Source organism: uncultured Thiohalocapsa sp. (assembly GCF_913063425.1).
GTDB lineage: Bacteria > Pseudomonadota > Gammaproteobacteria > Chromatiales > Chromatiaceae > Thiohalocapsa.
Map to the genome: position 1 here is coordinate 1 of NZ_CAJXYK010000091.1, position 10475 is coordinate 10475.

A 10475-nucleotide genomic window follows, 5' to 3' on the forward strand; every position below is an offset into this window, starting at 1 on the left:
TTGTCCTGCGCGCGGGCCAGGTCGAGCGCCTCCTCGCACCAGGGCCACCAGTCCACCGGGTTGGCGGCGTGCTGCTGGAGGTAGGGGCTGGTGGCGTCGGCGAGGCGGTTCCCATGGGGCTCGTGGGGGGCGGCGGTGTCGGTCATGTCCGGGCTCGTGTTGCGGCGGGGCGTGTCCTGAGGGAGCATGACGGCGACAAGAGAGGATTTCCAACCGCGCGGCCGTTGGGATCAGCTGGTGCCCGCAATGATGGCGGACAGCGCGAACGCCCGTCGGGGAAGCTCGGCATGCAGCTCGAACGCACGTTGGACGACCTGGTGGCGTCGCTCAGGAACACCCTCGGATACAACAGGATCTCGCGGACATCCTCGGGCTCAATGAGTCCGCTGCGGGCGAGCCGTTGCCGCCCCCGCACGCGCGCCTGTTCGGCCATGGCGGCGACGGGCGCTGGCGCCAGTTCAGCGGCGGGGCGAAAGCGCAGGGATTGAGGGACATCACTGGCGTCGTCGAGCGGCTCGAACACCTGGTCGATGACGCAGCAGCCCGTTGGGACTGACCGCGGAGATGCCGCAGGCCGCCCTCGATGTGCTCGCTGACGGATCAGGCCTCCGGCTGAGCGTCGCGGGGTTGGCCCGCGCGTCCGGATGTCAGGTGTCTGGCACCTCCTTGCTGTAGAGCACTGACCACTCCGCCACCTCCTGCACGGTGTCGCCCGCGATGCGCTCGGCGGCGTGCAGGGTCTCCAGGGTCCAGCCGCCGATGTCGTCATCCGCCGCAGCGCGGCAGTTGGCGGCGCGGGCGGCGAGGCGGGTGACGCCGGCATGGCGGCCGTGTGCCGGATGCGTTGTCGTCTGCACCAGATGGCGCGGCTGCCGCCGCCTGGCGATGGCGCGGCGCAGCGGCTCGCCGAGCCCGGGCGCTACCGCGGGGTCCGGGCGCGGCGGCGGCGGACCACCCAGCAGACGGCGCAGATGCTCGGAGCGCTCGGCCAGGCGGTGGCATTCGCTCTGGAACTTGAGCCCGGACAGGGCCGCCACCGCCGCCGGCAGCAGCGCCGCCAGCACCATGAGCCAGGGCGCGGCGAGCCGCTCCAGGCCCTGACCCCAGGGCGGCAGCCAGCCGCTGACCTTCGCGCCCACCAGCGCCAGGTCCAGCACGACGATGAGGATCACCGCGAGCCCGACCCCGCGGCCCAGCACGTCCGTAAAGGCCTCGATGCGATGCATGGTGCCGGCGTTCTTCGCGTGGTAGGCGACCTGCCCGGCGGTCCAGTCCCGGCGCAGGATGTCCAGTGCCCGCAGTGGGTCCGGCCGCCAGACGCAAAGCTCCAGCTTCCCGCGGCCGTCGTGCGTCGGCAGGGTTTCGCGCCGGCAGAATACCGTCGGGTCCACCGAGCGCACGATGGCATCGAACAGCCAGTCCACGGCGCTCTGCCGCGTCGCGCGGCTGGCGTAGCCCTGGGGCGCCGCCGCCGGCGGCTTAAGGCTGCCGGCAAGCGGCAGGTAGGTCATGGTGCGCAAGCGCTCGGCGAGGTAGCGGTAGTCCACGGCGAAGTCGTTCCAGCGGCCGGCATTGGCCTGCCGGGTGTTGTGGGCGAGGATCATGACGGTGGCGAGCTTCGCCGCGGCCAGGGCGATGAGCAGCCAGAGCAGCCGGCGGCGCCGATCCGGGTCGTCGCCACCCGCGCCGCTGTCCCGGGGCATCGCCGCGGCGGCGTCGGGTGCGGTGGCTGCTGGGCTGCCCAGGGTCTGAATCAGCTTGGCGGTGTCGGACTGCTCGTGCTCGTCATTGGCCATGCCCAGCACCACCAGGCTCAGAGACGCCAGCAGCACCGCGAGCACCGTCAGCGCATAGGCGAGCACGAAGGCGCCCCGATAGCGCCCCCCGTGGTGATAGTTGAGCTGGCGGGCACGGTCGCGGTACGGGAAAAAGGGCGAGCTTGCTTCGTCGAAGTCCGACGTGCAGACCGCTTGTCGCGGACCGCCCGCGGCGGTGAGCCCGAGCCAGTGAGCGAGCCCGCGCGGGCGGTCGTGCGGCAGGTCCTCGAACCGACGGCGGAAGGCGTTCCAGCAGAATTCCCGGAAGCCGACCCGCCGCTCGCCGCGGCGTGGTCCCCAGCGCCGGCGCGGTGGCAGGTCCGCGCCCCGGAAGTACTCGGTGAGCAAGCCGCGGCCCGGGGCCGCCGCGTGGGGGGCGGCGCCGTCGATGGTCGCCTGGGGCAGGTCCGGCCCTGCCACCAGCCCGCTCACCAGCCGGCCCAGCACCGCGGGCAGGTCGTCCTCCGGAATGGGCGCCTCGCCGAGGGCCGTGTCCAGGCTCATGTCCGGCTCCACCAGGCGCACCGAGCAGTCGCCGGTGTGCACGAAGAGCACCGGCAGCTCAAAGGCCAGCGCCCTGGCCATCGTCTCCAGCGTCCCACCCGCCTTGCCCTCGGCATCCGGGTCGGCGGCGGCCACCAACAGGTCCGCGTGGCGCAGCAGCAGCGCGGATTGGGCTCGGTAGCCCTTGCGGCGCCGGCGGCGGCCAAGGTTCCGCCGCGCCTTGTCGAGCGGGTCATCCGGGTCGAAGTCGGGGCCGTCCTCCGGCTTCTCCCAGCGCCCGTCCAGCACCTGGATGTACTCACAGCGGGCTGCCTGGGCGTCGAATTCGTCGCGGAAGTCCTGCTTCCGGCTCGTGCGATAGGCGTCCACCGCGAAGGGCAGCACCGCCGCCAGCCGGCGCGCCAGGCAGGCCTCCGGCGGCGCATCGCTGCCGTCGTTGGGGCGGATGCAGACCTGCTCCAGCGCGCGCGCCGCGGCGGCGTCCGCGCCCTCGCAGAGCCCGGTGACCACCCGCAGCAGCGGCGGCTCACCGGTGGCGAAGAAGTCCGCCACCTTGGTCACGGCGGCATCCACCACCGGCACCCCCGGCGTCAGCGCCGCAAGCCGGTGCCCGAGAAGCGTGAAGACCCGCACGAGGGCCTCTTCCAGCCGCGCCTCCTCCGCCGGCTCCAGCTCACGCCGGCCCGCGAAGCCGATGCGCAGCACGGCCCGCGGCCGCGCGGGCAGCACGGCCGGCCGCGGACCTGTCTGCGACGGCTGCGCCTGATCCTGCATCCCCCCTCCTGCTCAGCGGCACCTGCGCGGCATTCTGCCGGATCATCGCCTCCCTGTGCACGTGCTCCGGGTGCGAGCCCTCCGGCCATACCTGATGCGCCCGGCCGCGACGACGTTCAGCGCATCGGCGCCCGCGCTCCGCGCCGGGGAGCCCGCTTCCAGGATTCCGCGATGCCCGCCACCGGCCCCGATCGCCCCTTCGAGCTGTTCGTCAGCTACGCCCAGGCCGGCGAGCGGAATCTGCACATTGGCCGGCCGCGCGAACAGCGGCAGCCACTCCAGCACCGTGCAGGTGACGAAATGCGGTGCCGTGCGGTCCAGGATGCGGTGGCGGTCGCGGCCCATGGTCAGTGTCCTCGTGCACGGGACGCTGGAGCGTCCGGGCCTGCGCTCACGCTCGGGCGTGGGAGCCAGATTGGGGCTCGCTCACATCGGGTCGGCCACACGTGCATGACTTGGGTAACGCAGCGCGTTCTGCACCGCGTCGAGCAGCAACAGCAGCTCGTCCAGGACCGGTCCGTTCAGAAAGGCCATGCCCTGGCTGCGCCTCGCATGCTTGCGATACCAGGCTTGAACCTCGGGGTGCCAGTCCGAATCCGGCGCGGGCTTGGCCCTGGGCGCGCCCCGCGCCTTATCGGCATCGCGGCCGATGGCGGTAATCATGTCGGCGAGCTGCCGCTCCGTGCCCGCGGTGGCTGCCAGTCGGGATCTGGACCGCAGGGACCGCAGGAGCTTCAGACGGACCCGTGGGCCGGAGACAGATGGCACAGCAAGCCTGTAAGCGGCCTGGGACAGCTCGATGGTGCGCTTGCCCCGCGCCAGAAGACTGGTGCGCAGGTCTGAGACGAAGGCGGGGAGCAGCGCAAGATACAACACAGCAGTGATGGCGAGGGTTACGCGGCCAGGGTCGATGCCTTCGATACGCTCGATCAGGCCGGTGCTGCCGGCAAAGATGAGCAGCCCGAGCACCGGGACCGCAAAGATGCTGAGCCTGACTGTGTACATCGAGGCAGAGGCTGTTGCGCGACGCAGCCCTGCCGCGATTTGTCCAGCCGTCGATTTCGCCTGCAGGAAGGGCTCGAGCACGACCAACGGCCATTGCCAGGCGGCGGTGAACCGACCTGATAGGGCGGCCAAGGGGGCGCAAAAGCCCCAGAAGGACCAAAAAATATAGATCGGCAGGACAGGGCCGGCAGGCCCAGCAGTAAGAAAATGGAGTGCACCGAGCAGACTAATTGATTGAGCATTTACAAGATTAACATCATAGACTGCGTAGAAGAGACCTGCAAACCCGGCGAGATAGAACAACCGCCGAATCGCCCGAGGGAAGACGCGCGTACACCAGGCGCAGTCCGCCGCTGACCGTGCCGAACAGAGGTGAAGGTGTGTGCGCGCACTCATTGCTTCACCAAAGTAACTTAGCGTCATGGGTAGGCCGAAAAAGATGCTCCCTAGCAACAGCCCAAAAATCAGAACTGAGCCCCAAGAAACGAGTGGATTCTCAATCTGCGGAGGGGAGTTGAGGATGGCAACCACATATACGCCAATCACCCAAGACAGCCAGATGTAGCAGTAAAGCGCTACATCAATTCGATTGGTCCAATTCAGCAGCCGCAGAGATTGTGTCAATCCTCGGGTCGGATCAAGCAGCTTCAGGCGCTTGCGTGTCACGTGCGCAGTGGCGTTGGTGAGTTCTCCCCTTGCCCATTGCGCTGCGAGTGACTCCCGAATTCTCGGCAAAATCGATCCTGGCAAGGCAGGCATCAGCTTGGCCTGTTCCATGGCCAAGTTGCTGAGCAGTGCGCTGTTACTCTCGAACGCTGCATTCAGCAGCCAGAGCACCCCGTCGCGACTCCCGGCATGGGCCAGCTCCAGTGCCGTCTTCTGGAGGAGCCGCTTGCCGGACATGAAGGCGGCGAGCAGCAAGCGGTCCACGTTGGCGGCGGTGGCGGGGTCCTGGCGGGCGCCGCGGGCGCCGGCGTTGTTGAGGATTTCGAGCGGGTGCAGGCTGTCGTCCGGCCAGCAAAAGTCCCTTGCTTCATTGTCCCGTGGGATTTCCTGCAGTGCCTGTCGGAGCTTGAGCGGGTCCATGGCGGTGATCGGGACGCCATCGATGTTGCTCGGGAGTCCCCGGGTCTCCGCCCAGTCTCGCGTGAGGCGGCGCAGTTCCTCGCGGACACCGTATTGATCTTCGAGCTCGGCTGTTTCCAATAGGGTAACTGCCGTATCACGCCACTTCTCGCCCCAGAGCAGCTCGCTGACCGTCAGGCGACCTGGATCGGCGAGCACCGCCCGGGTGGCAAAATACTCATGAAACCGCCGGTGCGGCTTGAAGCGGAACTCCGCGGCTCCGTCCACGCGCTCGATGCCCGCCAGGTTTACCTCGATCAGGACGTCGACGATGCGCTCCGGCGGCACTTCCAAGGTCCAGGAGCCGTCGTTGAGGGTTGCGAGCAACAGGCCCGGGTCCGGCTTGAGGCCGAGGCCCCGCTCGGCGGTCATGCGGAAGGCGATCTCGGCGGCGCCTGATTCGATGGCCGCCGGGCTCAGGCCCATGCCGGCCAGGCGGTCGGCGTCGTCGGCGAGGCGGCGCCGGACAAAGCCCTGAAAGGCGTCTGCCATGGTCTCCGGCGGGCGGTCGTTGTCTGCGCGGTATCGGCACACCAGGTCGAGGAAGAGCGGATTGCGGAGCAGCTCGCCGAGCATTTCCCAGCGCTCGACGAGCTCCTGGAAGACGTGGTCGGCGAGCTGCCTCGAGCCCTGCGTGGGCGCCTTCGGCCCGAAGCGCCGGTCTACCGCTTCGCGAATGCGCTTGTCGTCCAGCTCCTTGAGCCGGAGCTTGGGCCAGAGCAGGGCGTCGGGGCTGCGATAGGGGCGGGAGGCGACGACCACCTGACACTGGCCGAAGTCGGGGTTGGCGGCAAAGGCCTGGATGGCGAGGCCGTATTCACGCGCGGTCTGGCCCGAGTCCTCGGCGGCCAGCAGTGCCGGGATCTCGTCGAAGCCGTCGAACAGGATGCGAAAGCGGCCTTGTTTGAGGCCGAAACGCAGGCAGCGCTCGTAGATGGCAGCGGCGCCGGTGCCCTGCTCGCCGCCTTCGAGGCCGGCGCCGGACTTGATGACGTGCTGGAGGATGTGCTCAGCGGTGGCCGGCTGTCCGTCGGGCGGGGCCGGCAGCCGCGACAGGGAGATGAAGAGCGGTATCGGGACTGATTTCTTGCGCTTGTCGGCATGCGCAAGGGCATCGTTTGCGAGCTGTGCGAGCGCGACGCTCTTGCCCGCGCCGGGCTCCCCCTCCAGCAGCAGCGGCAGGCGCGGCGCGTCCTTCAGCAAGGACAGGATGGCCTGTTGCACACGCCGGCCGCGGTAGCGCCGCTTGCCAAGGCTGCGGATCGACGCGCGCAGCCCCGTGGTGCGCTCCACCTCCACGTCCAGATCGATCAGCACGGTGTCGCGGCCGAGGCCGAGGTCGAGGCCGTCGATGCGCGTCTGCTGCCAGGTGATGAATGCGGCCCAGTCGGCTTGGCTCGGCGGCTCGGGGTCGAGTGACGCGACGGGATCGAGGTCCTCGTCGTGGAAGCTCTTCAAGAAGCGGATGGCGATGTCGCGGGCGTCACGGAACTCGACCGGCGGCGAGCGATCTTTGCCGAGGCTGCGCAGGTGGTCGATGTGGACGTGCTGTGCGGCGACGGATTCCGGCGTCGCCTGCCACCCCGGCTCGCGCAGGCTCGCCGGCGTCGCCCGGAAGACGTAACAGTCGCGCCGGTGATAGAGCGCGAGGAAGGCTTCCCACTGCGTGTAGGAGAACGGGCAGCTGTCAGGGTCGATCCACGGGGCCAGCTCCGGCAGCACCTGCGGCAGGTCAGGATGGCGGCGCAGCAGGTCGCGGACCTCCGCCGGCTTTGCGGCGGTGCCGACGCCGTCCCCCACCAGATGGATGACGGCGTCGCAGCAGCGCAGGTAGTCGTCGAGCTTGGCGAGCAGGGTGCCGCCGCCGTCGGCGAAGTCCTCCTGGACCTTGATCTCGATGTTGCGGGCGGTCAGCGCCTGCCGCAGCGCGCTGCGGTAGCCGCGGAACTCATCGGACACGCAGGAGATGAAGACAACACGCATGGCGGGTGCCTCTGTTCCGTTCGCACAGGCAAGCGACCAAGTTTGACGATTCGATTGCCTTTCGTCGGATCGTAATGGTACTTCGGCAGGCGGGATGCTGTCCCGTTTGTTTCGGTGAACGTGCGAGCTCCCCTCCGGCTCCCAGGCTCCACAGACTGGGAAAGCATTCGCCAGCAGGCGGTTGCACGGGTCGTCGCACCATGCCGTGCGTAGGAAAGATCAACCTAGAAGGGGCAGTTGACCGCTTCGACGTTCGAGCAAATGCCTCCATGGCTGAGCGTTGGGTGGTATTGGAAAGTCACCTGTTGGGTGAACGGCGCTACGGCCGCCGTGGCACGCGCCGCGCGGCAGCTGGCTGCGTTACAACTCCTCAGAATAGAACGACTATTCTGCGTCGTTTTGCCTTGCCAGCCACCACGCGGGACGCACCCTGACGACCGTCCAACCGCTCCTTCTGGGATCAGGAGCTTACGTAGGCCCTGACGGCAGATGCACTTCGCTTACAGGATCTGCGCCAGATACTTGCCCGGTCTCTCCAGCGTGGGAGCACGTTGCGACGCTCCAGCCGGCAGGGTTTGCTGGCAGAGCGGGATTAGAGGAAGGGCGGTGTTCTCTCATTCCGCGGAGCCCGACACAGCATGCAGGACGCAACCCCAGCGTATGCCTGCTCCAGCCGTACGGAAACGCAGAGCCCGGGTAAGTCAAAGTGACGTGTTGTGCGTCTCTGACGTAGACTTCAAGCCACGTTGATCGTCGCGGAAACCCCGGTCTTTTCCAGGCTCTGGCCGGACTATTGGACAGAAGATGATCGAAGATGCCAAAGACTGAGACCCAACTTCTAGAGCGCGACGCGGGCCGGGACATCGGCGCGGAGCTGCTGCACTCGATCCGGGAGATGAAGGCCGGCGGAACCGGCAGGGTCCACGGTCCCGTGACCATTGCACGATACCGGGTCAAGATGTCCCAAAGCGAGTTTGCCAAGCTCCTGGGCGTCTCCGTGCGAACGCTTCAGGAGTGGGAGCAGGGTCGCCGAGCGCCCAGTGGCGCAGCCCGCTCCCTGATCCGAATCGCCCAGGAGCGCCCCGAGGTCTTGCGGGAGCTCTTTCTCGACGAGGTGGCATGAGCACTTTCTGGGCGCGGTACCCGAGCGGGTCCGGTGGTCGATGACCTGTCGGCGTTGCTTAGGCTCGCCCTTGAACACAACGACGCGTGTACGCCGGCAACCACGACCCGGTACCCGACCACCTGGGGAGACGACGATTATTGGCCATGCCTTTCCAAAATCGGCACGGGAAGCGAAAAACGTGGTTTTCGCTTCCCTTCATTTTCCGCAACTTGCGTCGCTGAAAACGGCGGGCCGTCCTGGCCCGCACGGGGAACCCCGATTTATCGGCATTTCCCCGGCGCTGAATGCAGGGGCGCGGCCTATGCCGTCGTCGCTCCGGGGCTCCAGGCGGCAGCCATCTGACCGCCGATCCGGTCCCGGTGGATCTTACGGCGGACAGCTGTCGCGCCAGACGATGTCCAGGGGGCGCAGCGCGCCGGCGTGGCGCAGGTAGACCGGCAGCCGACCGATGCCGGCGAGGCCCTGGGCGGACCCGAGCGGCGTGTCGCCTTCGCCCTGTACCTGCACCTGGACCTGATGGACGTCGCGGGTCGCGGTGAGCCGGAGCCGGCCGAAGGGCTGTACCGTCACATCGCGCACCGCCGGCTCGTCGCCGGGCGCCGGCAGCGGCAGGCAGACCTCGGCGGCGCCGGCGGGCGCGACCACCCCCGCCGCGAGCATGGCGGCGGCGAGCCGTAATGGCCGCCGCGGCCCGGCGGCGCCACACCCACCAACTATGCCGGTGCCCGGACGGACCTGCCGGCGCGGTGCGCCCGGTGCCCGTGGCGCCAGCCCCCTCATGGCGTCACGGTCACGGTTTGCGCCGAGCCCGGGAAGCTGGCGTTGAAGTCCAGCGACTGGGCGCGGATCACCGTCGAGCCCGCGGTCTGCGGGTCCAGCGCGACGCCGCCGTCGGCGACCGTGCCCGCGGAGAGGTAACTGCCTTCCTCCACCTCGATGGTCACGTCGGTGCCGTGGGCGGCCAGGGTGCGGTTCAGCGCCACCGTGCCGTCGCTGCTGGTCAGCAGCACCTGGACCGGCCCCTGGCCGGGTGCGACCTCCTGGTAGGTCTCGACGCCGGTGTTGGACGTGTTGGCGATACCTGTGTAGATCCGGTAGGGGTCATCGGCCGCCGCGGCGCCGATGGAGGTCGGCAGGTTATCGAGCTGGAGCACCGGCTGGACGATCTGCGTGTCGACCTCCGTGGTCTGGAACAGCGCGTGGCTCAGCGTCAGCGTGACCACCCCGCTGGCGCCGGCCACACCCTGCACCACGAAGCTGCCCGTGGTCTGCCCGTCGGGCACCGTCACGTCGATGAACGCCGAGCCCGGCGTGCTCGTGTCCGGCGCGATCAATGCCTTGCCGGGGTCGCTGCTGGTCACCCGTACTGTCACGCCGCCGTGGTTGCCGCCGGAGAGCGAGAAGCTCGCGGCATCCTGAAGCGCGGCGCCGATGCGCGCGGCGAGCCCGCCGACGGCGATGGTCGGCGAGCTGACGCTCACGCTGACCGTCTGGCTGAGCGGCACGAAGCCGGGCGCGGAGACGCTGAGTGTGGTCGTGCCGTCCACCGGCGGTGTCGGGAAGGTGGCCCAGAAGTAGTCGCTGGAGTAGCTGTAGGTCTGGTTCGCGCCCAGCTGCACCGCGACCGAAGCCCCCTGATCCACCGAGGTGCGCAGCGCGGCCACGCTCGGGTCGCTGCTGGTGGCGGTGACGGTCAGCGGTGCCGCCGCGGCGCTGACGCCCTGGTAGGCGACGATGCCGGTGCCGTCCGCGTTGAGCACGCCGGTGCGCACGCTGAAGCCGTCGTCGGCGATGCTCTCGAAGCTGGTGACCGAGTGACTGGTCGAGAGCCCATGATAGAAGCCGAAGGTCGCCGGGGCGATCTCGGTGTTGGCGGTTGCGTCACTGAACAGCGCCTGGCTGACGGTGACCGTCACCGCCCCGCTGGCGCCGGCGACCCCCTGCACCACGAAGCTGCCCGAGGTCTGCCCGTCGGGCACCGTCACGTCGATGAAGGCGGCGCCCGGCGTGCTGGCGTCGGGGGCGATGAGCGCCGTGGCCGGATCGCTGCTGGACACGCGCACGGTCACGCCGCCGTGGTTGCCGCCGGAGAGCGAGAAGCTCGCGGCATCCTGAAGCGCGGCGCCGATGCGCGCGGCGAG

At 68.9% G+C, this 10475-nt stretch carries 9 protein-coding genes; 3 read left to right on the forward strand and 6 right to left on the reverse strand.

Annotated features, from left to right (window positions below):
• The 4 genes from QZ607_RS25065 to QZ607_RS25080 form a co-directional block, all read right to left on the reverse strand.
• On the reverse strand, positions 1-146 hold a 146-nt coding region (locus QZ607_RS25065), incomplete at its 3' end, for a DUF255 domain-containing protein (RefSeq protein ID WP_295888827.1).
• 501 nt (positions 147-647) lie between these two features.
• Positions 648-3095: a hypothetical protein gene (locus tag QZ607_RS25070; RefSeq protein ID WP_295888800.1), complete on the reverse strand. Its 2448-nt coding sequence runs from the start codon at positions 3093-3095 to the stop codon at positions 648-650.
• A gap of 42 nt (positions 3096-3137) precedes the next feature.
• A complete protein-coding gene (locus QZ607_RS25075; protein WP_295888802.1) occupies positions 3138-3440 on the reverse strand; it encodes a hypothetical protein in 303 nt (100 codons plus the stop codon).
• An 81-nt stretch (positions 3441-3521) separates the two neighbouring features.
• Complete coding sequence (locus QZ607_RS25080) at positions 3522-6947, reverse strand: NACHT domain-containing NTPase (RefSeq protein WP_295888805.1); 3426 nt, start codon at positions 6945-6947, stop codon at positions 3522-3524.
• 15 nt (positions 6948-6962) lie between these two features.
• Here QZ607_RS25080 and QZ607_RS25085 point away from each other — a divergent pair, with 15 nt between their 5' ends.
• From QZ607_RS25085 to QZ607_RS25095, 3 genes are all read left to right on the forward strand, one after another.
• Positions 6963-7283, forward strand: a complete 321-nt coding sequence (locus QZ607_RS25085) for a hypothetical protein (RefSeq protein ID WP_295888809.1) — start codon at positions 6963-6965, stop codon at positions 7281-7283.
• 739 nt (positions 7284-8022) lie between these two features.
• On the forward strand, positions 8023-8331 hold the full coding sequence (locus QZ607_RS25090; protein ID WP_295888814.1) for a helix-turn-helix domain-containing protein: 309 nt from the start codon (positions 8023-8025) through the stop codon (positions 8329-8331).
• A 33-nt stretch (positions 8332-8364) separates the two neighbouring features.
• Positions 8365-8676 carry a hypothetical protein gene (locus QZ607_RS25095; protein ID WP_295888819.1) on the forward strand — a complete coding sequence of 104 codons (312 nt, stop codon included), beginning with the start codon at positions 8365-8367 and terminating at the stop codon, positions 8674-8676.
• Positions 8677-8700: 24 nt separating this feature from the next.
• Here the strand turns inward: QZ607_RS25095 and QZ607_RS25100 are convergent, their stop codons facing one another.
• Together QZ607_RS25100 and QZ607_RS25105 are read right to left on the reverse strand one after the other, a co-directional pair.
• Complete coding sequence (locus QZ607_RS25100; RefSeq protein ID WP_295888822.1) at positions 8701-8994, reverse strand: hypothetical protein; 294 nt, start codon at positions 8992-8994, stop codon at positions 8701-8703.
• Between the two features lie 116 nt (positions 8995-9110).
• Positions 9111-10475 (reverse strand): hypothetical protein (locus QZ607_RS25105; protein ID WP_295888825.1); only part of this gene is annotated, 1365 nt, incomplete at its 5' end.